This is a genomic window from Rhodoferax sp. SPJ4, from assembly GCF_058216275.1.
In genome coordinates this window covers 295487-321371 of sequence record NZ_JBYZMN010000004.1, presented here as the reverse complement: position 1 = coordinate 321371, position 25885 = coordinate 295487, and the positions used below count along the sequence as shown (strand labels likewise).

Annotated in this window: 24 protein-coding genes and 1 tRNA gene; 18 read left to right on the top strand and 7 right to left on the bottom strand. The window is 65.0% G+C overall.

All coding sequences use genetic code 11. The features are described 5' to 3' along the window. Positions 1–6: 6 nt before the first annotated feature. Genes atpG through AC4BAR_RS14645 form a run of 3 tightly spaced genes read left to right on the top strand, consistent with a single transcriptional unit; the run spans position 7 to position 2726 of the window. Entirely contained in the window at positions 7–885 is an 879-nt protein-coding gene (atpG, locus tag AC4BAR_RS14655; RefSeq protein ID WP_490628626.1) for a F0F1 ATP synthase subunit gamma, read from the top strand. Positions 886–902: 17 nt separating this feature from the next. Beyond that, positions 903–2306 (top strand): F0F1 ATP synthase subunit beta, encoded by a 1404-nt coding sequence (gene atpD, locus AC4BAR_RS14650; protein ID WP_490628625.1) that lies wholly within the window; start codon positions 903–905, stop codon positions 2304–2306. Between the two features lie 3 nt (positions 2307–2309). Beyond that, on the top strand, positions 2310–2726 hold the full coding sequence (locus AC4BAR_RS14645) for a F0F1 ATP synthase subunit epsilon (protein WP_490628624.1): 417 nt from the start codon (positions 2310–2312) through the stop codon (positions 2724–2726). A gap of 79 nt (positions 2727–2805) precedes the next feature. On the opposite strand, the gene AC4BAR_RS14640 is transcribed toward AC4BAR_RS14645, so the two are convergent. Further along, entirely contained in the window at positions 2806–3522 is a 717-nt protein-coding gene (locus tag AC4BAR_RS14640; protein WP_490628660.1) for an RNA polymerase sigma factor FliA, read from the bottom strand. Between the two features lie 473 nt (positions 3523–3995). Between AC4BAR_RS14640 and AC4BAR_RS14635 the strand changes: the two genes are divergently transcribed. Then, positions 3996–4553, top strand: a complete 558-nt coding sequence (locus AC4BAR_RS14635) for an OmpA family protein (RefSeq protein ID WP_490628623.1) — start codon at positions 3996–3998, stop codon at positions 4551–4553. A gap of 166 nt (positions 4554–4719) precedes the next feature. Here the strand turns inward: AC4BAR_RS14635 and flhC are convergent, their stop codons facing one another. The 4 genes from flhC to AC4BAR_RS14615 form a co-directional block, all read right to left on the bottom strand. After that, on the bottom strand, positions 4720–5256 hold the full coding sequence (gene flhC / locus AC4BAR_RS14630; RefSeq protein ID WP_490628622.1) for a flagellar transcriptional regulator FlhC: 537 nt from the start codon (positions 5254–5256) through the stop codon (positions 4720–4722). Positions 5257–5310: 54 nt separating this feature from the next. Continuing rightward, complete coding sequence (flhD, locus tag AC4BAR_RS14625) at positions 5311–5640, bottom strand: flagellar transcriptional regulator FlhD (protein WP_490628621.1); 330 nt, start codon at positions 5638–5640, stop codon at positions 5311–5313. A 344-nt stretch (positions 5641–5984) separates the two neighbouring features. After that, positions 5985–6614 (bottom strand): response regulator, encoded by a 630-nt coding sequence (locus tag AC4BAR_RS14620; RefSeq protein ID WP_490628620.1) that lies wholly within the window; start codon positions 6612–6614, stop codon positions 5985–5987. After that, positions 6611–7723 (bottom strand): hybrid sensor histidine kinase/response regulator, encoded by a 1113-nt coding sequence (locus AC4BAR_RS14615; RefSeq protein WP_490628619.1) that lies wholly within the window; start codon positions 7721–7723, stop codon positions 6611–6613. The genes AC4BAR_RS14620 and AC4BAR_RS14615 overlap by 4 nt, the downstream gene beginning before the upstream one ends. Positions 7724–7961: 238 nt before the next feature. On the opposite strand from AC4BAR_RS14615, the gene AC4BAR_RS14610 reads away from it, so the two are divergent. From AC4BAR_RS14610 to AC4BAR_RS14595, 4 genes are read left to right on the top strand one after another with little or no spacing between them, the layout of a single operon-like run. Beyond that, the gene (locus AC4BAR_RS14610; protein WP_490628618.1) at positions 7962–8798 is read left to right on the top strand and encodes a Rossmann-fold NAD(P)-binding domain-containing protein; all 837 of its coding nucleotides are present in this window, start codon (positions 7962–7964) and stop codon (positions 8796–8798) included. Between the two features lie 60 nt (positions 8799–8858). Continuing rightward, on the top strand, positions 8859–9308 hold the full coding sequence (locus tag AC4BAR_RS14605) for a YybH family protein (protein WP_490628617.1): 450 nt from the start codon (positions 8859–8861) through the stop codon (positions 9306–9308). Between the two features lie 4 nt (positions 9309–9312). Next, positions 9313–10326, top strand: a complete 1014-nt coding sequence (locus tag AC4BAR_RS14600; protein WP_490628616.1) for a YheT family hydrolase — start codon at positions 9313–9315, stop codon at positions 10324–10326. Then, complete coding sequence (locus AC4BAR_RS14595) at positions 10319–10861, top strand: DUF2946 family protein (protein ID WP_490628615.1); 543 nt, start codon at positions 10319–10321, stop codon at positions 10859–10861. Before AC4BAR_RS14600 ends, AC4BAR_RS14595 begins: the two co-directional genes overlap by 8 nt. A gap of 81 nt (positions 10862–10942) precedes the next feature. On the opposite strand, the gene AC4BAR_RS14590 is transcribed toward AC4BAR_RS14595, so the two are convergent. Both AC4BAR_RS14590 and AC4BAR_RS14585 read right to left on the bottom strand, forming a co-directional pair. Continuing rightward, the gene (locus AC4BAR_RS14590; protein ID WP_490628614.1) at positions 10943–11458 is read right to left on the bottom strand and encodes a c-type cytochrome; all 516 of its coding nucleotides are present in this window, start codon (positions 11456–11458) and stop codon (positions 10943–10945) included. Positions 11459–11632: 174 nt separating this feature from the next. Beyond that, positions 11633–12949 (bottom strand): hypothetical protein, encoded by a 1317-nt coding sequence (locus tag AC4BAR_RS14585; RefSeq protein ID WP_490628613.1) that lies wholly within the window; start codon positions 12947–12949, stop codon positions 11633–11635. 287 nt (positions 12950–13236) lie between these two features. On the opposite strand from AC4BAR_RS14585, the gene AC4BAR_RS14580 reads away from it, so the two are divergent. From AC4BAR_RS14580 to AC4BAR_RS14535, 10 genes are all read left to right on the top strand, one after another. Continuing rightward, positions 13237–13312, top strand: a tRNA-Arg gene (locus AC4BAR_RS14580). A gap of 730 nt (positions 13313–14042) precedes the next feature. Beyond that, complete coding sequence (locus tag AC4BAR_RS14575) at positions 14043–14903, top strand: 3-hydroxybutyryl-CoA dehydrogenase (protein WP_490628612.1); 861 nt, start codon at positions 14043–14045, stop codon at positions 14901–14903. 431 nt (positions 14904–15334) lie between these two features. Beyond that, complete coding sequence (locus AC4BAR_RS14570; protein WP_490628611.1) at positions 15335–16975, top strand: acyl-CoA synthetase; 1641 nt, start codon at positions 15335–15337, stop codon at positions 16973–16975. Positions 16976–16986: 11 nt separating this feature from the next. Continuing rightward, the gene (locus AC4BAR_RS14565; protein ID WP_490628610.1) at positions 16987–17739 is read left to right on the top strand and encodes an ABC transporter ATP-binding protein; all 753 of its coding nucleotides are present in this window, start codon (positions 16987–16989) and stop codon (positions 17737–17739) included. Continuing rightward, entirely contained in the window at positions 17736–18449 is a 714-nt protein-coding gene (locus AC4BAR_RS14560) for an ABC transporter ATP-binding protein (protein WP_490628609.1), read from the top strand. Before AC4BAR_RS14565 ends, AC4BAR_RS14560 begins: the two co-directional genes overlap by 4 nt. A gap of 42 nt (positions 18450–18491) precedes the next feature. Beyond that, the gene (locus AC4BAR_RS14555) at positions 18492–19700 is read left to right on the top strand and encodes an ABC transporter substrate-binding protein (RefSeq protein WP_490628608.1); all 1209 of its coding nucleotides are present in this window, start codon (positions 18492–18494) and stop codon (positions 19698–19700) included. Between the two features lie 76 nt (positions 19701–19776). Next, positions 19777–20664, top strand: coding sequence for a branched-chain amino acid ABC transporter permease (locus AC4BAR_RS14550; RefSeq protein WP_490628607.1), 888 nt, complete (start codon positions 19777–19779; stop codon positions 20662–20664). A 10-nt stretch (positions 20665–20674) separates the two neighbouring features. Next, positions 20675–21646: a branched-chain amino acid ABC transporter permease gene (locus AC4BAR_RS14545; protein WP_490628606.1), complete on the top strand. Its 972-nt coding sequence runs from the start codon at positions 20675–20677 to the stop codon at positions 21644–21646. A gap of 453 nt (positions 21647–22099) precedes the next feature. Continuing rightward, on the top strand, positions 22100–23776 hold the full coding sequence (locus tag AC4BAR_RS14540) for a hypothetical protein (RefSeq protein ID WP_490628605.1): 1677 nt from the start codon (positions 22100–22102) through the stop codon (positions 23774–23776). Between the two features lie 280 nt (positions 23777–24056). Beyond that, positions 24057–25883: a peptidase domain-containing ABC transporter gene (locus AC4BAR_RS14535; RefSeq protein WP_490628604.1), complete on the top strand. Its 1827-nt coding sequence runs from the start codon at positions 24057–24059 to the stop codon at positions 25881–25883. Positions 25884–25885: the final 2 nt, after the last annotated feature.

Sequence of the window (25885 nt, the reverse complement as noted above, 5' to 3'; positions counted from 1 at the left end):
CCCGTTATGGCAGCAGGCAAGGAAATACGCGGCAAGATCAAATCGGTGGAGAACACCAAGAAGATCACCAAAGCCATGGAAATGGTGGCCGCGTCCAAAATGCGCAAGGCGCAGGAGCGCATGCGTTCGGCCCGGCCTTACAGCGACAAGGTCCGCAACATTGCGGCCAACCTCGGCAAGGCCAACCCGGAGTACACGCACGCCTTCATGAAGACCAACGACGCCAAGTCGGTGGGCTTCATCGTGGTGACCACCGACAAGGGCCTGTGTGGCGGCATGAACACCAACGTGTTGCGTGCGGTCACCAACAAGCTGCGCGACTTCCAAAACGAAGGCGTGTCGGCCCAGGCCGTGGCCATTGGCAACAAGGGCCTCGGTTTTCTGAACCGGGTCGGCGCCAAGGTCGTGTCGCATGTGACGCAACTCGGTGACACGCCGCACCTCGACAAGCTGATCGGCCCCGTCAAGGTGCTGCTCGACGCTTACGTCAAGGGCGAAGTCAGCGCGGTCTACCTGAGCTACACCCGCTTCATCAACACGATGAAGCAGGAGCCGGTGGTGGAGCAGTTGCTGCCCCTGTCGGCTGCCAAGATGGAAGCGGAAGCCCAGGCCGGTGGCGGTGAGCACGGCTGGGACTACATCTATGAGCCCGATGCCCAGTCCGTCATTGACGAATTGCTGGTGCGCTACGTCGAGGCACTGGTCTACCAGGCGGTGGCCGAGAACATGGCGTCCGAGCAATCGGCCCGGATGGTGGCCATGAAGGCCGCCACCGACAACGCCGGCAGCGTCATCGGTGAGCTGAAGCTGGTCTACAACAAAACGCGTCAGGCAGCGATCACGAAAGAACTTTCGGAGATCGTGGCAGGCGCCGCGGCGGTTTAATTTAATTGGAGCAACAAATGGCTCAAGTTCAAGGCAAGATTGTTCAATGTATCGGCGCCGTGGTGGACGTCGAATTCCCGCGCGACCAGATGCCCCGCATCTATGACGCACTGAAGATGGACGGCTCGACGCTGACCCTCGAAGTGCAGCAGCAGCTCGGCGACGGCATTGTCCGTACCATTGCGCTGGGTTCGTCGGACGGCCTGCGCCGCGGCAACATGGTGTACAACACCAACAACCCCATCACCGTGCCCGTGGGCAAGGCCACACTGGGCCGCATCATGGACGTGCTGGGCAGCCCGATCGACGAGCGCGGCCCGGTGTCGGCTTCCCTGTCCGCTTCCATTCACCGCAAGGCCCCGGCCTACGACGAACTGAGCCCCTCGCAAGAGCTGCTGGAAACCGGCATCAAGGTGATTGACCTGGTGTGTCCGTTCGCCAAGGGCGGCAAGGTGGGTCTGTTCGGTGGCGCCGGTGTGGGCAAGACCGTGAACATGATGGAACTCATCAACAACATCGCCAAGGCCCACAGCGGTCTGTCGGTGTTCGCCGGTGTGGGCGAACGTACCCGCGAAGGCAACGACTTCTATCACGAAATGGCCGATTCCGGCGTGGTGAACCTCGAGAAGCTCGAAGAGTCCAAGGTCGCCATGGTCTACGGTCAGATGAACGAGCCCCCAGGCAACCGTCTGCGCGTGGCGCTGACCGGCCTGACCATCGCCGAATCCTTCCGCGACGAAGGCAAGGATGTGCTGTTCTTCGTGGACAACATCTACCGCTACACGCTGGCCGGTACCGAAGTGTCCGCTCTGCTGGGCCGCATGCCTTCCGCCGTGGGCTACCAGCCGACGCTGGCCGAAGAAATGGGTCGTCTGCAAGAGCGCATCACCTCGACCAAGGTGGGCTCGATCACCTCCATCCAGGCCGTTTACGTGCCTGCAGATGACTTGACCGACCCGTCGCCTGCCACCACCTTCGCCCACTTGGACTCCACCGTGGTGCTGTCGCGTGACATTGCCGCCCTGGGTATCTACCCCGCTGTGGACCCGCTGGACTCCACCAGCCGCCAGCTGGACCCGCTGGTTGTCGGTGAAGAGCATTACTCGGTGGCCCGCGCCGTGCAAGGCACGCTGCAGCGCTACAAGGAACTGCGCGACATCATCGCGATTCTGGGCATGGACGAACTGGCACCGGAAGACAAGCTGGCCGTGGCCCGTGCCCGCAAGATCCAGCGTTTCCTGTCGCAGCCTTTCCACGTGGCCGAAGTGTTCACCGGCTCGCCCGGCAAGTACGTGCCGCTGTCGGAAACCATCCGCGGCTTCAAGATGATTGCCAACGGCGAGTGCGATCACCTGCCCGAGCAGGCGTTCTACATGGTCGGCACGATCGACGAAGCGTTCGAGAAGGCCAAGAAGGTCTAAGCCATGAACACCATCCACGTCGATGTTGTCAGCGCCGAGGAGTCCATCTTCTCGGGCGAGGCCCGGTTTGTGGCTTTGCCCGGTGAAGCGGGTGAACTGGGCATCTACCCGCGTCACACGCCGCTGATCACCCGTATCCGCCCTGGCTCGGTGCGGATCGAGAAGGCCGACGGCAGCGAGGAGTTCGTGTTCGTGGCCGGTGGCATTCTGGAAGTGCAGCCCAACCACGTGACCGTGCTGTCCGACACCGCCATCCGCGGCAAGGACCTCGACGACGAGAAGGCCAACGCCGCCAAGGCCGCAGCCGAAGAGGCGCTGAAGAACGCCAAGAGCGACCTGGACCTGGCCAAGGCCCAGTCCGAGCTGGCCGTCATGGCCGCCCAGATTGCCGCCCTGCGCAAGTACCGCCAGAAGAAATAAGCCAGCCCTGCTGGCACCAGACAAAAGGCCCGACGGGAAACCGTCGGGCCTTTTGCATTGCTGCGGGGGGATGCCTTGCTCAGTGGGCCTGCAGGTTGTTGCGCAACCGGGCGATGGACTGCCCATGCAGCTGGCACACGCGCGATTCGGTCACACCCAGCACCACTGCGATTTCCTTCAGCTTCATGTCGTGTTCGTAGTACATGCTCATCACGTACTGTTCGCGTTTGGGCAGCACCTGAATGGCCGCCGCCAGCGCGCTGTGCTTGCGGCTGGTGCCGAGCTGGCGCATCGGGTCGGCCTCCATGTCCCCGGCGTGGCGATCAAGGAACTCGTCACCTTCGCTGGCCGACGACACCAGGTCTTCCAGGTACACCAGTTGCACGCCGCGGGCCTTGGACAACAGTTGCCGGTACTCGCGCAGGCTCAGCTGCATGGCCTCGGCGATCTCGGCCTCCGAAGGCGCATGGCCCAGGCTTTGTTCCAGTTTGTGCACCACGCGGTCGATGTCCTTCTGGCTGCGCCGCGCACCGCGTGAGGCCCAGTCCACGCCGCGCAACTCGTCCAGCATCGCGCCCTGAATGCGCTGCGCCGCAAAGGTCTCAAACTGCACACCTTGGGACGCGTCGAAGCGCGACAGCGCTTCGGTGAGGCCGATCATGCCGACTTGCACCAGGTCGTCCAGTTCCACACTGGGCGGCAACCGAACAATCATCCGGTGGGCGAGCTTGCGCACCAGCGGGCTGTAAAGCCGAATCAGCGCGTTGTGCTCGATTTGTGTTTTGTTGGACGGCATGGTCAGGCAACCCATCGTTCGGCCGCTCAGCAAATGGCGGCCGTCGTGCGGCCAGAGGTCGGGGCGGGGGTGCGGAGCCGCAGGCGAGGAATACAGGGGCAGTGCATCACAACTTTCATGTCGGGTCTGTGGCCATCCGGGGGTGGTGTGCCGTGCGCTGGACACCGGCGACGGCATGAAAGCAAGTTTGACAGTCGCCTCCCTCGGCATTGCCCCAAAGAGCCAGGGAAAGCCCGGCTTAATTGCCCATTGCCCTGGCGGCCTTGGGCGGAAGAAAAGAAATTCTTTGAAGGTGAGGGCCGCGTCCGGCGAACCTGGCTTCTGGCTGAGAATGGCGTCGTAAAATAGCCAAAATACAATGGGTCCGCCCCTGTAGCGCACGCAAAAAAGCTGAAAATGCAGGGGCTGGGCGTATACTTTTGTATCAATCTGCGTTGCAGGCAACTTTTCTAAAAACTGAGGATGGTCCCGACATGAAATTTCTTATCGCATCACTGAGCGTGGCTGCGCTGCTGTTGGCTGGCTGTGCATCGACTCCCCCCAAGGGCGAGGAAGTTTCCGTTTACTACTACGGCAACCGTGCGCCCAGTGCCTCCGCAGGCAGTGGCGCTGGCGGCGACGGCGCGGGTTCCCAGGCCATTGCCACGGCCCGCCCGGCCGCGGTGACCGCGGTCGCACCGACCGACGGCGCTGGCCCTCCCGGCGTGCCTACCGTGGTGTACTTTGACTACGACAGCTTCGTGGTCAAGCCAGAATTCACCGGTGTCGTGCAGTCCCATGGCAAGTTCCTGATCGCCAACCGCGATCGCAAGGTGCTGATCGAAGGCAACACCGACCAGCGCGGTGGCCGTGAATACAACCTGGCCCTGGGTCAGAAGCGTGCCGAGGCTGTGCGCAAGTCGCTGGTGTTGCAAGGCGTGGCCGACAACCAGGTGGAAGCCGTCAGCCTGGGCGCTGAAAAGCCCGCCTCGACCGAGCTGACCGAAAAGGGTTATGCCCTGAACCGTCGCGCCGAATTCCGTTACCGCTGAGCATTCGCTTCGGCGAAGGCGAATCACCAAGCCGTCCCAGCGCAAGCTGGGGCGGCTTTTTCTTTGGCTGGCGTCAAAAAGGGGATGGGCAAAACGCCAACGGGCCCTCGTGAGGGCCCGTTGGGGATGCTGGCAAACCCGCTGGCCTTGGCCAGTGGGCGCGGTGTCAGTGCAGGTGGATGGAGCCGAGCGACTGGCCCTTGCCTGCCCGTGCCGGTGGGTTGCACAGGCCACACACGTAGTGCTTGGCGTTCTCGTAGGGTTCGCTGACGAAGAGACCGCTGCAATGCTTGCACTTGGTCATGGTCAGCATGCCGTTGTCGACGAACTTCATCAGACGCCAGGCGCGGGTGATGGACAGCAGCGGTTCCACATCGCAGGCCTTCATCTGCTCGCAGTACAGCGAGTAGGCCTTGATCACTGAATCAATCTCTTCCAGGTCGCTGGTCTTGGAGATGTACTCGTGGATGTTCAGAAACAGCGAGGCGTGGATGTTGGGCTGCCAGGTCAGGAACCAGTCGGTCGAGAACGGGAGCTGGCCCTTGGACGGTGACTTGCCCGACACTTCCTTGTACAGGCGCAGCAGGCGCTCGTAAGACAGGCTGGTTTCGGTTTCCAGGACTTGCAGGCGCGCGCCGAGTTGAATCAGGGTCACGGCACGTTCAATTTGCCGGGTTTCATTGAGAATGCTTTTGGCGATCATGGCGGGTACTCCTGGAATGTCCTGTGTCGGGTGGCTGGTGCAGCAACCGGTCTCTTACATGGCTTCTTTGAAATTGCCAGCCATCAGAATGTTGGCGTGCAAGCGGGCCGTTTGGCTGTTTGACGACTTGCCGAGGTTTTGCTGGGTCAGCAGGTTCCACACGGTGGTGTCGTCCATGCGGAAGCGGCACAGCAGGGTGTTGACCGAGGCCACCTTCATCAACTGGGCCGGCGACAGGCCGACGATGGTGTTGGCGGTGTCTTCCGAGATGCCCAGGCGGAACAGCGCGTTGACCTTGTCCTGGCGGATGAGGCGCTGGGCCAGCATCAGGTAAGACATGTTGGTCTCACGGATGTCTTCAAGGATTTGGTCGTCTTGTTGCATGGTGTCACTCCAGTCAGAAACTATCGGGAAATTTGCCGCTTTTCTGCAAATCAGAGGGTTTGAAAATCTGTTTGCGATGGATGAATTGTGAAGTGGGGGGCGGGGTTCTTGAGTTAGCAAACGGCTGTTTCAACTGTCCATTTCCACCGCATGCCGTGTCTGGAAAATTCCTACACAACTAATGCCGGAATTCGATCGGAAATGCCGAAAAGCGGAAATAGTCGAGGTTTCACGGCGGTGAAGCCGGGGCAATCCATGCTAGATCGGCCCGAAGGGGTGGGCCTGCGCCCGGAAGCGGGGGAACGGCGGTGACGAAATCCGCCCCGAGGGGGCGTGCCGCGGGCCTAGACCAGGCCGTTGCGGATGGCGTAAACCGTGAGTTCGGCGTTGTTGGAGAGCTTGAGCTTCTCCAGCACCCGGGCCCGGTAGACGCTGACGGTCTTGGGGCTGAGCATCAGCTCATCGGCAATGTCCGACAAGCGTTTGCCCGAGGCGATTTTCAGCAGCGTCTGCATCTCGCGGTCGGACAAGGTGTTGTGCGGCGCTTCGGTGGGCTCGTTGGTCAGGCTGTCCACCAGCATCTGCGCGATTTCGGGTGTCACGTACTTGCGGCCCAGCGACACCACCCGCACCGCATTGATCAGCAGCAGCGGGTCGCCGGCCTTGTTGACGTAGCCCGACGCGCCGGCCCGCAGGCTGCGGATGGCGTACTGGTCTTCCGGGTACATCGAGACCATCAAGACCTTGATCGGCGAGCCCTCGGCCTTCAGTGTGGTGAGCACATCCAGGCCATCGCGGCCCGGCAGGTTGATGTCGAGCAGCAGCACATCGCAAGGCGTGTTGCGCAACACCTCGCGCAGCTCGGCGTAGTCGCCGGCCTCGCCCACCACCTGGATGTCCACCGCCTCGCTGATGGTGTCGCGGATGCCTCGCCGCACCAGCGCGTGGTCGTCACACAGCACGACGCGGATCATGCGCCCCCCTTGCCATTGGCAAAGAAGTCCGGGTCGACCAGCGGCACCGACAGAATCACCGCCGTGCCCTGCGGGCTGGTGCTCACGTCCACCCAGCCGCCCACCGTCTGCGCCCGCTCGTGCAGGCCGCGGATGCCGAAGGATTTGGGCTTGGCCAGGTCGGCGTCGTCCAGGCCTTTGCCGTTGTCGCTGATTTCCAGCGACAACACGCCGGTGTCGGGTGTCATGTGCAAAGTGACCTCGGTTGCATGGGCGTGTTTCACCACGTTGTTCAGCGCTTCCTGCGCGGTGCGGTAGGCCACTTGCTGCACCTCGTCGGGCAGGCTGATCTGGGGCTGGGTGGTGTGGAACACAGTGCGTATGCCGGTGCGCTTCTCGAAGGTGCGGGCCAGCCACTCGATGGCATGGACCAGGCCCTGGTCGAGCACCGCCGGCCGCAGGTTGACCATGATGCGCTGGGTCGACTGGATGGCCTGGTCAATGGTCTCCAGCGAGTTCAAGGCCCGGCCCACCACCGCCTCTTCCGAAGCATGGCGGCTGATCCAGGACATGTCGAACTTCAAAGCGGTGAGCACGCTGCCGATCTCGTCGTGGATCTCGCGGGCGATGGTGGTGCGCTCGGCCTCGATGCTGGTCTGCAAATGCCGCGCCAGTTCGGCGATGCGCTGCTGCGACTCGCGCAGCTTGGCGTCGGCCTGCTCGCGGGCAATCAGGTTCTGCTTGGCCTCATGGGCCCGCTGCAGCGCCGGGCTGAGCCGGTGCAGGCCGTCTTTCAACACATAGTCGCTGGCCCCTTCGTGCAGGATGCCGATGGCCGCGGTCTCGCCAATGGCACCGGAGACGATGATGAAGGGCGTGGTTGGGTGGCAGGTCTTGGCCAGCCGCAGAGCGTCCAGCGCGGTGCAGTCGGGCAGGTTGTAGTCGGCCAGGATCGCGTCAAAGCGCGACGAGGCGATCTGCTGCGCAAACGCGTCGAAGTTGTCGACCCAGGTGGCCTGGACGGGGAAGCCTTCGCGTTGCAACGCGAACACCACCAGTTCATGGTCGGCCTCGGAATCCTCCAGATGCAGGATGTGAAAAGGCGCCGGTTCGGTCACAGAGTGCTGCATGGTTGCCAGGGGAAAAACACCCGCGCGCCCTGCAGGCGACGGGGTGTCATGAATCCCAGCCATGGTAGCGCAAGCCCGGGCCCTTGGGCCGCAGAATAGACTGGTGAATACGCGACCCTGCGGCCTCAGTGGCGGGGCCACCCCGGCCAGACGGCCACGCTGTTCTGTGCTTCAATCAAGGCCCTTTTTCCCCTGCCTGCCGGTGTGGCTGTGACCACACCCGCCGCAGGCCGTTGTCATGACCCTGTCCCCACTCCACGCCCTGCAGGCGGCCGAGCGCCGCCCGCCGCCACCGGCCCCAGGCCAACGCCGCCCGTCGCTGGTGATCGCCGGTGCGGCCGGTGCGCTGGGCACCGAGTTGCTCACACGGCTGGCCGGGGCGCAACGCCATGCCCCTGTGCAGGTGCTGGTGCGCGAGCCCTTCACCGCTGGCCTGCGCGAGGTCACCCCCTTGCTGGTGCCCGACGCCTTGCACGGCGAGCAGGCCTGGCTGGACGACTGGCATCGCACCACGCTGCCCGCCTTGCAGGCCGATGTGGGGGTGGTGGTGTTCGACGTGCCCCGCCTGTACCACGACCGCGAGCGTGCGCTGTGGATGCCTGTGCCCGGCCAATTGCCCGCGTTGGCGCAGTGGCTGCATGCCTGTGGCGTGCGCACCCTGGCGGTGGTATTGCCCCATGCGCCGGGGCGGCTGCCCGAGGCCTTGAAGCGCGGCCTTGCCACGCTGGACGAGCAGGCGGTGGCGGCGCTGGGCTTTGAGCGCCTGATGATTGTGCGCACCGCCCAGAAACCCCAGGCCGCCACGCCACCGGCCAACCCGTTGGCCCGCGTGGCCCAGTGGATGCTATCGGTGTTTGGCTACATGGTGCCGCAGAGCGAGCAGCCGGTGCGGGCCAGCAAGGTGGCCGAATTCGTCACCACCGCGCTGCACGAGTTGCCGCCGGGCATCCACATCGCGGCGCCAGAGACGGTGTGGCGGGCGATGCAGGGACCACTCGCCGCGGTGGTGCGCCACTGGCTGGGGCGCGGCGATCCGGAGACTGCGCCACGGCCGATGCCGCTCAGCCGGCGCTGAATCAGCCGTCCAGCGGCCAAAGCGCGGCACAATGAAGCTCCCTCGCACACGCTTGCACGCATGACCAAAGCCAAACTCCAGGCCGCCACGGTGGGTGGCACCGCCGACGACACCGAAGCGGCCTTCTACGACGCGCTGCAAAGCGGCGACATCGAGCGCCTGATGGCCTGCTGGGCCGACGAGGACGAGGTGGTCTGTGTGCACCCTGGTGGGCCCCGGCTGGTGGGGCTGGCGGCCATCCGGGCAAGTTTCGAGCAGATGTTTGCCAACGGCACCATCCAGGCTTTTCCCGGCAATGTGCGCCGGGTGCAGTCGCTGGCCAGCGCGGTGCACAACCTGGTCGAACGCATCGACGTGCTGACCGCCGACGGCGTGCGCCAGGCCAGTGCGGTGGCCACCAACGTGTACCACAAGACCCCGCAGGGCTGGCGCATGGTGGTCCACCACGTCACGCCGGGGGTGTCCTCCGACCTGCACGATTTTTCCGAAGTTCCCTCCACACTGCACTGAAGCCATGCAGTACCGCGCCCCTGCCTGGCTGCCCGGTGGCCAGGCGCAGACCATCTGGCCGGCCGTGATGTCGCGCCGGGTGTTTGGGGCGCCGCCCGAATACCGCCGGCAGCGCTGGACCACCCCCGACGGTGACTTTGTCGACGTCGACTGGCTGCACCAGCCCGACGCCCCCGCCCACACGCCGCGGCCCTTGCTGGTGCAGTTCCACGGCCTGGAAGGTTCGTCGCGCAGCCACTACTCGGAGGCCTTTGCCGAGTTCGCCCGCGAGCGGGGCTGGGCCTTTGCCGTGCCCCATTTCCGCGGCTGCAGCGGTGAGTTGAACCTGGCCCCCCGGGCCTACCACTCCGGTGATTTCGAGGAGATCGGCTGGATGCTGGCGCGTTGTGCGGCCCACCATGCGTTGAACGGCGGCGGCCCGGTGCTGGCGGTGGGCATTTCGCTGGGTGGCAACGCCTTGCTGCGCTGGGCCGAAGAGGCCGGTGAGGCGGCCGCGCGCACGGTGCAGGCGGTGGCGGCCGTGTGTTCGCCGATCGACCTGGCGGCCGGCGGCTGGGCCATCGGCCGGGGCTTCAACCGGCTGGTTTACACCCGCATGTTTTTGCGCACCATGAAACCCAAGGCCCTGGCCAAGCTGGCCCAGCACCCCCGTTTGTTCCGCCGCGAGGCCTTGCTGGCAGCACGCGACCTGTACGAGTTTGACAACGTGTTCACCGCCCCGCTGCACGGCTACCGCAACACCGAAGATTACTGGTTGCGGGCCTCGGCCAAGCCCCATCTGCACCAGATCCGGGTGCCGGCCCTGGTGGTCAATGCCCGCAACGACCCCTTTGTGCCGGCCTCCAGCCTGCCGCAGGCCAGCGAGGTCGGTCGCCATGTCACGCTGTGGCAGCCGGCGCAGGGCGGCCATGTTGGCTTTGCCCACGGCCGGCCGCCCGGCCATGTGCGGGCCATGCCCGATGCGGTGGGTGGCTGGCTGGCCACGCATTTGCCCACCGCGGAGGTGAGCCATGGATGACATCGTCCGGCAGGCCATGGCCAAGTGGCCCAACGTGCCGGATTGCTATGGCTGGCTGGGGCTCGACGCGCGTGGTCAGTGGTGGATGCGTGACGATGGCGCGCAGGCGGCCGGGCCGTTTGCCGGCGGCACGGCGCGCAGCAAGGGCTCGGTGCTGCGGCACGACAAGCTGGTGGAGTTCATTGGCCGCAACTACGCGGCGGACGACCAGGGCCAGTGGTTCTTCCAGAACGGGCCGCAGCGCGTCTATGTGGAGCTCGAGTGGGCGCCCTGGGTCTGGCGCATCGCCAGCGACCTGACCGTGACCTCTCACACTGGGCAGCCAGTGGTGGTGCGGCGAGCGGTGCTGGACGAACTGGGCCATGTCTACCTGGAGACCGACCGGGGGCTGGGCCTGGTCCACACGCTGGACGTGGCCACCGCGGCGCTGGCGATCGAGCAGCGCCTGTGGTCGCTGGAGGAACTGGCGGCCAGCACCTTGCCCGGCCGTTTCGGCTACGTGGTCAGCCCGACGCTGCAACGCGCGACTGGCTGACGGAAGTGCCGCGGCAGCGAACTCGCTCGCCCATGAAAAAAGCCGGTCACTGACCGGCCTTTCACTGGGGGAGAATTGCGCTTATTTCGCAGCAGCCGGTGCGGCTTTTTGTGGCACGTCAAACTTGGCGCCAGCTGCATTCGCCATGTGCACCACGGCACGGCCGATTTCCACATCGTCAAAATCGCCACCGCCTTGGGCACCCATCGCGCCCTTGCCCTTCAGGGCCGAGGTCAGCAAGGCCTCATAGCCGGTCTTGATGCGGGGCGCCCAGGCGCCGGCGTCGCCGATCTTGGGCGCGCCGGCCACACCGGCGGTGTGACAGGCTGTGCACTGGGCCGCGAACACTTCTTCGCCGCTCTTCAGCGGGCGATTGGCATCACGGATTTCCACGCTGCCCACCTTTTGCAGGCGACTGGCGATGGATTTCTGCATTTCGGCTTCACTGACGCCGGGTGCAGGCTTGTTGCCCGACACCACGTAAAACACCAAAGCAATGATGCCAAACACGGGGACAACAAAGGAGAAAAAAACCGCGACCAGCAACTGCATGGGGGTCTTGATGGGGCCGGTGTGGTCTTCAGCTTGTTCGCTCATAGGGTCTTGAGGCAAGAGATTTAGGGGTAACCCGGGATTCTAACGGCTAGTGCGGGCGATTTTCCGCGCTTCATCCCGGCAGGGGCCAAAAAAAGGGCCTTGCAAGCAAGGCCCTTTGGCTGAGGTGTATCGCACCTCGGACGGCCTTTGCCTGTGCAAAGGCCTGGGGTCAGATCAGAGGGGCAGTTGACCCAGGCTCAGCAGCTGGGTCACGGGGGCCAGCGCGGTGATGGACGCCAGGGCGCCGGTGTCCAGCGGCAGTGCGGGGGTGGCCGGCAGGGCCGGTGCTTCACCGCCGGTGGGCAGGGCCGGGGCATTGCCCAGCAGACCGGTGATCGTGGCCGTCAGGGCGCCAGCATCCGGCAGCGCGGGAGCGCCACCGGTGGGCAGGGCGGCACCGCCGAGCAGACCCTGCACGGCAGCCAGTGGAGCGCCTTCGGTCAGCAGGCCACCCAGCACGGGCAGGGCCGGTGCTTCACCGCCGGTGGAGGTGGCGCCAGTGGGCAAGCCAGCACCACCGAGGCCACCCAGCAGACCGGTCAGGGCGCCGGTGGGGTCGGAGCCGCCACCCATCAGGCCACCCAAGCCACCGAGGCCGCCGCCAGCGGCGCTGGTGTCGAGAATCAAACCACGGTTGTCCACCAGCGCGCCGCTGGTCAAGGTGTCCAGAGGGCCGGTGTCACCGGCCAGACCACCCACGCCCACCAGCGGGTCGAGCGAACCGCCGGCATTGACCGTGTCAAGCAGCTGCTGGTCGACCAGGCCGAAGGACTCGCCGTTCGTGCCGTTGGTGCCAGCGGGGCCCGCCGGGCCGGCTGCACCGTCGGTGCCGTTCGTGCCATTCGCACCTGCGGGGCCCGTCGCACCGGTCGCGCCGGCGGGACCTGCGGGGCCGGCTTCGCCTTGGGGACCGGGAACGCCGTTGCCGTCACCGTTGTTGCCATCGTTGCCGTTGCCGCGGGCCAGACCGGCCAAACCCAACAGACCCAACGCGCCCAGACCGGCGCCAGCCAGGCCACCCGAGCCGGCCTTTTTCACCGCCACCGAGGCGATGTCCTGCGCTTCGGTGGCGCCCATGAAGAGTTCGCCGGAGACCATGTCCACCTGCACCTGGTCCACGCCAGCGGCCAGGGGGCGCACGCCGATCACGGCCTCGGTGCCTCCGGAAAACACGCCGGTCAGCGGGGCCTTGTTGCCACCGGGGCTGGGGAACACCACATTGGCTGAGCCGTCTTTGGGCACCAGCACCTTATCACCTACCTGCAAGACCTGCTCCGAAGTCACCGGGATGCGCGCGCTGCCGCGAACAATCTCGACGCCGGACGACGCACCGGTCAACACGGCCAGCGCTGGCGCAGTGCCCGCTTTGGCACCCACATCGGCCACAGCGGCCGCGGCTTCGGTGGTGGCCTGGGCCAGCAGGACCGGGGCGCCGACGGGGGGTTGAGCGACGGCCACGCCCGTCAGGGCATTGTCTTGGGAAGTGATCATGGGAATCTTTCTGCGAACAGATCAAAGGGAATGGTTCAGTGGGCGAAATACTAACGCAACATCTTGTGACACTAGTGCTTTTTGCGTACCTCCATGCTCAATTCGAGGGGAAAACACAACTTTTTCACGGCTTTTTGGGTGCCCCTTCGATGAAATGAGGTGTTTTGTATGCACCCGGGTCTGCCAGGGCTGGAGGCCGCTTCATCCTCTTATCGTCCGTGCAGGCGAGGTCTGAACCCTGCCTTGAGAAGCTCGCCGCCCTGATTGGCATGCGACAATCCACAGATGCGGCTGTAGCTCAGTGGATAGAGTATTGGCCTCCGAAGCCAAGGGTCGTGGGTTCGATCCCCGCCAGCCGCACCATCAATTCTTCGGCAAACGCACCCCGCGTGCGAATCCTGGCCTCGGCCGGATCAATGCCCTTTTCCTTTGCGAAGCCGTTCATCCTGCCGAAGCGCCGCCAGACGGGGATTCGGTCGCGTCTGACGCAGGCGCCGATCGGTGCTTCCCTCACCAGGGGCTTGGCCTCGGTTGGGGGTCGGCGTTGAAGCTGGTCACCGCGATCGCCCCAACCCCGTCACGCCCGGCTTCAGGCGCGGTGTCCAAAGTGACCAGCGCGAAGGTTGTTTTTGACATTGAGCGGGTGGGCTTGCCGGGATAAATTCGACGGCTTTGGGGGAACTTATGAGACGGGAAGGCGTTCGTGATCTCAAGCGCGCATTGCGCGCCGTAGCCCACCACACCGCCGATGGCCTGGCGTGCTAGCTCAGGCAGTCATCGGCGCTGGCGTTGTTGGAGCGCAGCATCGCGATGAAACACCGGCGATTGGCCGTGATCCGGCTCGGTTTTGCCGCCGGCACTGGCGCAGCCATCCCCGCAGCACATTGGAAGTATTGCTTCGACGCCGCCCATGTTTGCGGCGACTCACAGCTCTTAGAGACCTACCAGGCCGCATCGGCTGCCCATGCCCGCTTGCATGTGGCGGCTGAGCCGCGCGCTGGCGGGGCTTTGGCCCTGGCCCAGCCCTGACCCCATGGCCTTTGCGCATGGTCACCGCTGCATTCCGCAGTCAACGAATCACAAAGGAGTTTTCATGAGCCAGCCTTCTTCCATCCAGACCGTCGGCATCGTTGGTGCTGGCACCATGGGCAACGGCATTGCCCAGGCCTGCGCGGTCTCAGGCATTCACGTGGTGATGGTGGACATCTCTGATGCCGCCGTGGCCAAGGGCGTGGCCACCGTGGCCGGCAGCCTGGACCGGCTGATCAAGAAAGAAAAAATGACCGCCGCCGAGAAGGACGCGGCCCTGGCCCGCATCCAAGGCAGCACCCGCTACGAAGACCTCAGCGCCGCCCAGCTGGTGATCGAGGCGGCCACCGAGAACTTCGAGCTCAAGGTCAAGATCTTGAAGCAGCTCGACGGCCTGCTGGCGCCCGAGGTGCTGATCGCCTCCAACACCTCGTCCATCTCCATCACCCAGCTGGCCGCGGTGACGCAGCGCGCCGAGCGTTTCATCGGCATGCATTTCTTCAACCCGGTGCCCATGATGGCGCTGGTGGAAATCATCCGTGGCCTGCAGACCAGCGACGCCACCCACGCGGCGGTGCACGCGCTGGCCATGGCGCTGGGCAAGACCCCCATCACGGTGAAGAACGCGCCGGGCTTTGTGGTCAACCGCATCCTGGTGCCCATGATCAACGAGGCGCTGTTTGTGCTGTCCGAGGGCCTGGCCACGCCGGAGGACATCGACGCCGGCATGAAGCTGGGTTGCAACCAGCCCATCGGTCCGCTGGCCCTGGCCGACATGGTGGGCCTGGACGTGTGCCTGGCGGTGATGGAGGTCTACCTGAAGGAATTCGGTGACTCCAAGTACCGCCCCTGCCCGCTGCTCAAGGAGCTGGTGGCGGCCGGCCGCCTGGGCCGCAAGACCGGCCACGGCATTTACCGCTACTGACGCGGCCGGCGAGTTGCCCCTTGTCACCGGTTCCGTCAGCCCCTGAGCCCACCCGCTTCGTGAGCCCGGAAGCCCTGTGACCGGCATGCCCCGGGGGGCAGAAACCCCCGACCGAATGGGGTTTGGCCCAGTTTCCTGGACGGTTTGCCCGGCCTTCTCAGGCCATTTTCGGTCCCAACGGCCGGAACCGGCGGCCCAAATGGACCCTCTTCTTTGGCGGGCGCACGCCTGCGCCCCGCCCTCCCCCTGTCGCCCATTTGCCTCCTGCTGCACGCGAATCGGTGTGCGGTCCGTTGGTGCTTGCACCTATGCCATCGCCGATGCCCGTCGATACACTGCGGAACAGCTTTAAGGGTGCGGTTTCGCAATGACAAATGATGCCGGGCGGCGCATGATGCGGGTCAACCCGTGAGAGAAGAAGGCGAATGCTGATGAGTGCCAACGTCTACCAGACCGGACTGGACAAAAACAATGCCAACCACGTCCCGTTGTCGCCACTGAGTTTTCTGGAGCGCACCGCGCTGGTCTACCCCCGTCGCATCGCCCTGGTGCATGGCCCGATTCGCCAGACCTGGGCCGAGACGGAGGGGCGCTGCCGCCGGCTGGCCAGCGCGCTGGTGGCCATGGGGGTGGGCGAGGGCGACACCGTGGCCGCCATGCTGCCCAACACCCCACCGATGTTCGAAGCCCATTTCGGCGTGCCCATGGCCGGCGCTGTGCTCAACACCCTCAACACCCGTCTGGATGCGGCGGCCATTGCCTTCATGCTGGAACACAGCGGCGCCAAGGTGTTGTTGACCGACCGCGAGTTTTCCAGCACCGTGGAGGCTGCACTGGCCTTGATGACGGGCCCCCAACCGGTGGTGGTGGACGTGCCCGATGCCGAATTCAGCGGTGGCAAGGCGCTCAGTGAACTGAGCTACGAGGCCTTGCTGGCGCGCGGTGACCCGGCGCATCGCTGGTCGCTGCCCAGCGACGAGTGGGACGCGATCGCGCTCAACTACACCTCGGGCACCACCGGCAACCCCAAGGGGGTGGTGACCCACCACCGCGGCGCTTACCTGAATGCGGTGTCCAACGTGGTCACCTGGGAGATGCCCCGCCACCCGGTCTACCTGTGGACGCTGCCGATGTTCCATTGCAACGGCTGGTGTTTTCCGTGGACCCTGGCCTTGCAGGCCGGCACCAGCGTGTGCCTGCGGCGGGTCGACGCCGAACTGATTTTTTCGCTGATGCGCGAGCACAAGGTCAGCCACCTGTGCGGCGCGCCCATCGTCTACGGCATGTTGATCAACGCGCCGGCCGCACTGCGTGCCGGGCTGGACCACCGCATGCAGGGCCTGATTGCCGGGGCCGCGCCGCCCTCGGCCATCATCGAGGGCTGCGAGCGCATGGGCATCGACATCACCCATGTCTATGGCCTGACCGAGGTCTACGGGCCGGCCGCGGTGTGTGCCAAACAGGACGACTGGGCGGGCCTGCCGATTGGCGAGCGGGCCAGCCTGAACTCGCGCCAGGGCGTGACCTACCCGCTGCAGCAGGCCATGGCGGTGCTGAACCCCGAAACCCTGGAACCGGTGCCGGCCGACGGCGAAACCATGGGGGAAATTTTCTTCCGCGGCAACCTGGTGATGAAGGGCTACCTGAAGAACCCCGAGGCCACGGCCGAGGCTTTTGCCGGCGGCTGGTTCCACACCGGCGATCTGGCGGTGTGCCACCCCGATGGCTACGTGAAGATCAAGGACCGCAGCAAGGACGTCATCATCTCCGGCGGCGAGAACATCTCCAGCGTCGAGGTGGAGGACGTGCTGTACCGCCACCCGGCGGTGCTGGTGGCCGCCGTGGTGGCCCAGCCCGACGCCAAATGGGGCGAGGTGCCCTGTGCCTTTGTGGAGCTGCGCGAAGGCGTGGCCGTGACGGCCGAGGACATCATGGCCCATTGCCGCACCCACATGGCCCGCTTCAAGGTGCCCAAGCAGGTGGTGTTCGGCGTGGTGCCCAAAACCGCCACCGGCAAGATTCAGAAGTTTGTGCTGCGCGAACAGATGCGTTCGGCTTCGGCCATCGATTGAAGGGTTGTTGGATGTCAGAAGACTTTATTTTGCAGACCACCGGGCTCACCAAGGAGTTCAAGGGTTTTGCCGCCGTGCAGGGCGTGGACCTGAACGTGTGCCGCGGCCACATCCATGCGCTGATCGGGCCCAACGGGGCCGGCAAGACCACGGTGTTCAACCTGTTGACCAAATTTCTGCAGCCCACGGCGGGAACCATCCGCTTCAACGGCATCGACATCACCCGCGAGGAGCCGGCCCAGATCGCCCGCCGCGGGGTGGTGCGGTCGTTCCAGATCTCGGCCACCTTTCCCCACCTGACGGTGCTGGAGAACGTGCGGGTGGCGCTGCAGCGCAAGATGGGCAACACCTTCCATTTCTGGGTGCCGCAGTCTCGGCTGAATGTGCTGCGTGACCGCGCTGTGGAGTTGCTGGAGTCGGTGGACCTGGGTGACTGCATCGACGCAGTGACCATGGAGCTGCCCTATGGCCGCAAGCGGGCGCTGGAAATCGCCACCACGCTGGCGCTGGAGCCCGAGCTGATGCTGCTGGACGAACCCACCCAGGGCATGGGCCATGAGGACGTGGGCCGGGTGGTGGAGCTGATCCGCAAGGTGTCGGTCGGCCGCACCATTTTGATGGTGGAGCACAACCTGTCGGTGGTGGAATCGCTGAGCAACGTCATCACGGTGCTGCAGCGCGGCGCCATTCTGGCCGAAGGTCCGTACGAGGCGGTGTCCAAAGACCCGCGGGTGCTGGAAGCCTATGTGGGGGTGGAAGCATGAGCGCCGACAACGAGGTCCTGCTGAAAATCGGCAACCTGCAGGCTTATTACGGCGAGTCCCACATCCTGCATGGCATTGACCTGGAGGTGCGGCGCGGCGAACTGGTCACGCTGCTGGGGCGCAACGGCAGCGGCCGCACCACCACGCTCAAGTCCATTCTGGGGCTAGTCGGTCGCCGCACCGGCACGGTGGAGTACGCCGGTCAGAACATCCTGGGCATGGCCTCCCACCGCATCGCCCGCATGGGCGTGGGCTACTGCCCCGAAGAGCGCGGCATTTTCTCCGGCCTGACCACCGAAGAAAACCTGATGCTGCCGCCCCAGGTGGCCAAGGGCGGCATGTCGCTGGACGAGATTTACGCCATGTTCCCCAACCTGCAGGAGCGCCGGTCCAGCCCGGGCACCCGGTTGTCGGGCGGTGAGCAGCAGATGCTGGCCATGGCCCGCATCCTGCGCACCGGCGCCAGGCTTCTGTTACTCGATGAAATCACCGAAGGCCTGGCCCCTGTCATCGTGAAAAAGCTCGCCGAGGTGATCCGCTTGCTTAAGCAACGGGGCTACACCATCATTTTGGTGGAGCAGAACTTTCGCTTCGCCGCCCCGCTGGCCGACCGCCACATCGTGCTGGAGCATGGCCGCATTGTGGCCACCGTCACCAAAGAGCAACTGCCGTCCAGCACCGACATGCTGCACCAGCTGCTGGGCGTCTGATTCCCTGTCTTGTTTTCCCACTGTCCACCCTAGGAGATATTCATGAAACTCAAACCCCTCTTCTCCGCCATTGGTTTGGCGCTGGCCGCCATGGGCGCTGCCCAGGCCCAGGTGTCTGACGGGGTCGTGAAAATCGGCGTGCTGACCGATTTGTCCGGTCTCTACTCCGACGTTGCCGGCCAAGGCACGGTGGTGGCCACCCAGATGGCCATCGATGACTTCATCGCCAAGGAAAAACCGGCCTTCAAGATCGAGATGGTGTCGGCCGACCACCAGAACAAGGGCGACATTGCCGCCAACAAGGCCCGTGAATGGCTGGAGCGCGACAAGGTGGACACCGTCACCGAGCTGGTCACCACCTCGGCGGCGCTGGCGGTGATGAAGATCGCCAAGGAAAAGAACCGCATCGCGCTGGTGTCGGGTGCGGCATCGACCCGCATCACCAACGAAGACTGCAACGACGTCACGGTGCACTGGACCTATGACACCTACGCGGTGGCCAACGGCACGGCCAAGGCGGTGGTCAAGCAGGGCGGCAAGAAGTGGTTTTTCCTGACCGCCGACTACGCCTTCGGCCAGTCGCTGGAAAAAGACGCCACCGACGTCATCAAGGCCAACGGCGGCGAGGTGGTGGGCTCGGTGCGCCACCCCTTCCCCGGCACCGACTTTTCGTCCTATCTGCTGAAGGCCCAGTCGTCGGGCGCACAAATCATCGGCCTGGCCAATGCCGGTGGCGACACCATCAACTCCATCAAGCAGGCGGCCGAGTTCGGCATCACCGAAAAGCAATCGCTGGCTGGCCTGCTGATGTTCATCACCGACGTGCATTCGCTGGGCCTGAAGACCACCCAGAACATGTACCTGACCGAAGGCTTCTACTGGGACCTGAACGACGACACCCGGGCCTGGTCCAAGCGCTTCTTTGAGAAGCACAAGCGCATGCCCACCATGGTGCAGGCCGGCCAGTACTCGTCCATCATGCATTACCTGAAAGCGGTCAAGGCGGCTGGCAGTGACGACACGCAAAAGGTCATGGCCCAGATGAAGAAGGCGCCGATCAGCGACTTCTTTGCCAAGAACGGCAGCATCCGTGCCGACGGCCGCATGGTGCACGACATGTATTTGCTGCAGGTCAAGAAGCCGTCCGAGTCCAAGACGCCTTGGGACTACTACAACGTGCGCGCCACGATTCCCGCCGCCGAGGCTTTCCAGCCGCTGGCCGCGTCCAAGTGTTCGCTGGTGAAGAAGTAAACACTGAGGCAATCCCTGGCGGCGGCCGGGGTGGGTGTCCCCCACCTCGGTCTGCGGCCTGCCCAGTTCAGGAGCTGTGATGGAAATTTTCGGTGTGTCTTCCCAGGCGCTGTTCGGTCAGTTGCTGCTGGGCTTGATCAATGGCTCGTTCTATGCCGTGCTCAGTCTGGGGCTGGCGGTCATTTTTGGTCTGCTCAACATCATCAACTTCTCGCACGGCGCGCTGTACATGATCGGCGCCTTTGTGGCCTGGATAGGCATCACCCAGTTCGGTATCAACTACTGGTTTGCGCTGGCCCTGTCCCCGCTGCTGGTGGGGGTGCTGGGCGTGGTGATTGAGCGGCTCTTGTTGCGTCACCTGTACCAGCTGGACCACCTCTATGGCCTGTTGCTGACCTTTGGTCTGGCACTGATTGCCGAGGGCGTGTTCCGCAATTTCTACGGCATTTCCGGCAGCACCTACGAGGTGCCGGAGTTGCTGCAAGGTGGCGTGAACCTGGGCTTCATGTACCTGCCCATTTACCGGGGCTGGGTGGTGGTGGCCTCGGTGGTGGTGTGCCTGGCCACCTGGTTCCTGATCGAAAAAACCCGGCTGGGCGCCACGCTGCGCGCCGCCACCGAACGCCCGCAGCTGGTGCAGGCGCTGGGCATCAACGTGCCCCTGATGATCACCGTCACCTATGGCGCGGGGGTGGCGCTGGCCGCGTTTGCCGGCGTGCTGGCCGCGCCCATCGTGCAGGTCAATCCGCTGATGGGCTCCAACCTGATCATCGTGGTGTTCGCGGTGGTGGTCATCGGCGGCATGGGCTCCATCCTGGGTTCCATCGTCACCGGCCTCGGCCTGGGCATTGTGGAAGGGCTGACCAAGGTGTTTTATCCCGAGGCTTCGGCGGTCGTGATTTTCGTGATCATGGTCATCGTCCTGTTGTTGCGTCCCGCGGGCCTGTTCGGTAAACAGGCGTGAAAGCATTGTTATGACCCAATCCGCACTCGCCACCCCTGGCAGTTCCGTCCGTCCCGTGTGGATGTTTGCCGCCCTGATCGTGCTCGGCTGCGTCGCACCCTTTGTGCTGTACCCCACCTTTCTGATGAAGGTGTTGTGTTTTGCGCTGTTTGCCTGCGCCTTCAACCTGTTGCTGGGCTTTGCCGGGCTGCTGTCCTTTGGCCATGCCGCCTTCTTCGGCGGGGCCGCCTATGTCTGTGGCTGGCTTTGCAAGGAGCAGGGCTGGTCGCCGGAGCTGGGCATCCTTGCCGGTACGGTGGTGGCCGCGGTGCTGGGGCTGGTGTTTGGACTGCTGGCGATTCGCCGGGCCGGCATCTATTTCGCAATGATCACGCTGGCTTTGTCACAGCTGGTCTATTTCTTGGCCTTGCAATTGCCGCAGACCGGTGGCGAAGATGGCCTGCAAGGCATTCCGCGCGGCAAGTTGCTGGGCCTGATTGACCTGTCCGACAACATCAGCATGTATTTCTTTGTGTTTGCGATGTTCATGCTGGGCTTTGCGCTGATTTACCGCACCATCCATTCCCCGTTCGGCCAGGTGCTGAAGGCGATCCGCGAAAACGAGCCGCGTGCCATCTCGCTGGGCTACGACGTCGACCGTTACAAACTGCTGGCCTTTGTGATCTCCGCCGCCCTGGCCGGCATGGCCGGCGCGATGAAGTCGCTGGTGTTCCAGCTGGCCTCACTGACCGATGTGCACTGGCATGCCTCGGGCGAGGTGGTGTTGATGACGCTGTTGGGCGGTCTGGGCACGGTGCTGGGCCCCGCGGTGGGCGCCTCGGTGATCGTGGCGCTGCAAGACCAACTGGCCGACAAGGTGGGGTCCTGGGTCACCGTCATCATGGGCGTGATCTTCGTGGCCTGCGTGCTGTTGTTCCGCCGTGGCCTGGTGGGCGAACTGGCCGCCTTGCGCCAGCGCCTCAAAGGCGCGGCCGCACCCTGATGCGGCTGGCCTGAGGGGTCGGCCCAAGCCGACCCCTCTTGGCAAAGCCCTGCGACGGCAGCGGCATTTCAGCCCCACAGGCGTTTTCTGGCGCCCGGCCGGGCAGCGGAGAAAACCGGCGCCAGCGGCGGCGAATTCCGGGCCGAAATTTTTCCCCCAACCCGCTCCAGCCCGTCGCCAATCGAAATATTCATGAATTAAGTCACGCATTCAATTGTTTGATTGTGTGAACCAAAGCATTAAAGTTTCAGCTCCCACACGCGGATACCTATAATCTGTCACCAGTAAGTACCAAATATCCTGTTTTTCAAAGGATTTTTCATGATCGCTACCCAAGAGTCCACTTTCAAAGGCCCTCTGCTTGCAGACGAAGGCGTGACCACCCTCGCGCAAGCGAATGCAGCACCCGCCACCACGGCCACCGCTGCGGCGGCGGTCCCCCAGACCTCTGGCTTGGGTACGCTGTCCGGTGCCACCCCGGGCGTAGAAGTTGTGCGCGGTGCCTCGCGCATCCCCGTCGACAGCGCCACCACGCTGATGGCCGGTGACCGTGTGGTGGTGCCGCAAGGCGGCTCCGCCAACGTGGTGTTCCCCGGCCCCGGTGGTAACAAGACGCCACTGACCGGTGTTTTCTCCGGCGGCTCCGATGCTGTGATTGGCGTGAAGACGCTGTCGCCCGGTGTCGAGCAGGTCACGGTGGACATGAACAACGGTGAGCTCTTCGTCGCCACGCCCGAACCGGGCGATGCGGCTTCGGTGGCCGTCAAGAAGAAGGGCGTTGCCGGCAGCGATGGCCTGGGCGCTGGCGCTCTGGGTCTGTTGGGCCTGCTGGGCCTGGCCGCTCTGGCCAAGGGCAACGGTTCAGATGGCGCTAACGGCACGAATGGCACCGACGGGACCAATGGCGGCCCTGGCCCCACCACCACGCCGACCCCGACGCTGGCCCCAACCGGCACCCCCGTTCCCACCGGCACGCCTGCACCGACTGGTACCCCGGCGCCCACGGGCACCCCGGCACCCACGGGTACCCCGGCCCCGACTGGCACGCCTTTGCCCACGGGCACCCCGGCCCCGACCGGCACGCCCGCTCCCACGGGCACGCCTGAGCCCACGGGCACCCCGGCTCCGACCGGCACGCCGGCGCCCACCGGAACCCCGGCGCCCACGGGCACCCCGGCCCCGACCGGCACGCCTGAGCCCACTGGCACGCCAGCGCCCACCGGCACCCCGGCCCCGACGACCACGCCTGCACCCACCACGGCCCCTGGCCTGCTGGACCCCACCGCCGTGCTGGTCGACAACCTGACCAACACGTTGGACAACACCCCTCTGGGCAACCTGGGCCTGAGCACCACGCTGCAGCCGGTGGACGACCTGGTCAAACAGGTCACTGATTTGGGCAACAACCTGACCGCACCGCTGGGCTTGGCCCCTGGCGTCGATGCCCCGAACTCGCTGGACCCCGTGGACAACCTCGGCTTCGGTGTGACGGCCCCGGTGGGTGATGCGGTCACCCCGGTGGTCGACGCGCTGCTGGGCACGGGCGCCACGCCCACCCTGATCAACCCGATCGACACCCAGGTCGACCAGCTCACCAACGGCCTCAGCAACTTCCTGGGCGGCGCCATGGGTGGCGTGCCCAGCGGCGCGGGCAGCGGTGGCGAAGGCAATGTCTCGCTGCTGGGTGGCTTGCTGAACGTCTCCGGCAGTGGTGGCAGCCAAAACGGCTTGCTGGCCCCGGTGACCAACCTGCTGGGTGGCACCTCGGCCGCCAGCACCTCGGCCGGCCCGGCTGACATGTTGGCCCCGGTGACCAACCTGCTGGGTGGCGACGCGCTGGCCCCGGTGACCAACCTGCTGGGTGGCGACGCGCTGGCCCCGCTGACCGGCCTGCTGAGCAGCACCCCCCTGGGTGGTGCGGCCGCACAGTCCCCGGTGCCGACCGACCTGGCCGCGCCGCTGGCGTCCCTGGTGCCGGCCGACGCCGGCGGCCAACTGTCTGCCGTCACCGGCCTGCTGTCGGGCGACACCAGTGCACTGACCTCCGCTCCGCTGCCGGTGTCCAGCCTGGCCGGTGGTGCAGAAGGCAACCCGGTCACCGGTTTGCTGAGCGGCCTGTTGCACCGCTGACCTGGGTGGTGCAAGCCCCGTTGCCGGGTGCTTGTGACCAGTCCATCCCCAAAGCCGCAGGGTCTGACGACCTTGCGGCTTTTTTCATGGGCCAGCGGTGCTGGCATGCAGGGAAAAACCCAGCCCTATTCAAATCATGGGGCGGGTGCAGACAGCGTAAACTCGTGCCCATTCATTGGTTGCTCCTCATTCGTCAGCGGGGCACTGCCCGGGGCCTTGTTTCAACGGCTCACCGGGCGGTCACTGTCCTGACATCCTTCGCGAACCCCCGACACACACCATGTTTAAATTTTTGTTGCCCCGACAACTGGTGAACAGGCCAGCCACGGATGCGGGTGTCACGCCCCACGGGGCGGCGTTGCACGAGGCCTTCACGTCGGCTTACCCGCTGATCAAGCAGGCCGCATGGTGGTCGCTGCCCATCAGCCTGTTTGGTCTGCTGCCGTCCATCTTCACCTTGCAGGTGTACGACCGGGTGATCGGGCGCAACGGCTACGCGTCGCTGGTGGCCTTGCTGGCCGGCATCCTGACCTTCATGATGGTGGAGTTGTGGCTGCGCAACAAACGCACCCGGGCCCTGCGGGACGCCGGCGCCACGGTGGACCACGGGGTGTCCAACGCGCTGATGCAGTCCATGCTGCAGCGGCCCTTGCGGGCGCTGGAGTCGCGACCCGCCACCGCCTGGTTCTTGCTGTTCCGCGATGTGGGCGCGGTGCGTGCCACCGTCACGGGTGGTTTGGTGACTTCCATCTTTGACCTGCCGGTGGCCATTTTTGCGCTCATCATCATCGGCCTGGTGGCCTGGCCTCTGCTGCCGGTGCTGGTGATTTTCCTGACGGTGCTGGCGTTCTTTGCCTGGTGGTGGGCCGACGAGGTGCGCGCCGGTCGGGTCGAAGAGGTGTTGCGTGGGCGCAGCCTGGACCAGGTCACGTCGGAAATCTGCCGGGCCCGTGAAACCCTCAAAAGCCTGGGCCATGACCAGCCTGTGGTGGCCATGTGGCAGCAAAACTACAACGCCTGGCTGGCCGAGAGCTTTCGCAAGAACGGTGAGATCGAGCGGGCCCGGGAACTGACCACGGTGATGCTGTCGGTGTTCCAGATCGTGCTGGTGTCGGTGGGCGCGCTGGCCGTGATGTCGCAGTGGATGACGGTGGGCGGGCTGATCGCCTCCAGCATGCTGGCCGCCAAGGCGCTGTCGCCGGTGGCCGGCCTGGCGTCCAACTGGCGCTCGCTGGCCATCGCCACCGAAGCCGCGCGCCGCCTGGAGGGTGTGCTGAACGAGCAAACCGACCGCCGCCCCGGCGGCATTCTGTTGCCCAAGCCGCGCGGCACCATCAAGTTGCACGAGGTCAGTTTCCAGTTCGCAGAGAACTCGGCCCCGGTGCTGGACAACGTCAACCTCGAAATCGGCCCCGGTGGCTTGCACGTGATCGTCGGCAAAAACGGCGCCGGCAAGTCCACGCTTGTGAAGCTGGTGGCCGGCCTGTACACCCCCAACAGCGGCAAGATTTCGGTCGACGAATACGACTTGTCGCAGTTCGCCCGGGAAGAGCTGGTGCAGTGGATCAGCATCCTGTCGCAAGAGGTCTACCTGTTCGGCGGCGAGCTGATCGAGATCCTGCGCCGCGCCGCGCCCGACCAGACCGACGAGCGCATTGTGGCCGCCTGCCGCCTTTCTGGCGCACACGACTTCATCTCCCGCCTGCCGGCCGGTTACCGCACCGTGCTGGGCGAGGGCGGCATGGGCCTGTCCATGGGTGAGCGGCGCAAGCTGGCGCTGGCCCAGCTGTTCCTGCGCGACCCGGCGGTGGTGATCCTGGACGAGCCCAGCAACGACCTCGATTACCAGGCCGAAACCTCACTGATCGCCGCGCTGATGGCCGCCGCCCGCAGCCGCACCATCATCGTGGTGACCCACTCGCTGCGCATCGTCGCCAGTGCCACCCAGGTGCATTACGTCACCGGCAACGGCAATGTGGAAAGCGGCTCGGCCTCAGTGATGGTGCCCAAGCTGTTTGGCGTCAAGCTGCCACCGCCCGCGGCCGCCGCCACGGCCATCGCCGGGGCGCAGAAGCCCGCGGCCTCCACCGAACAGTCTGACAGCTGAAA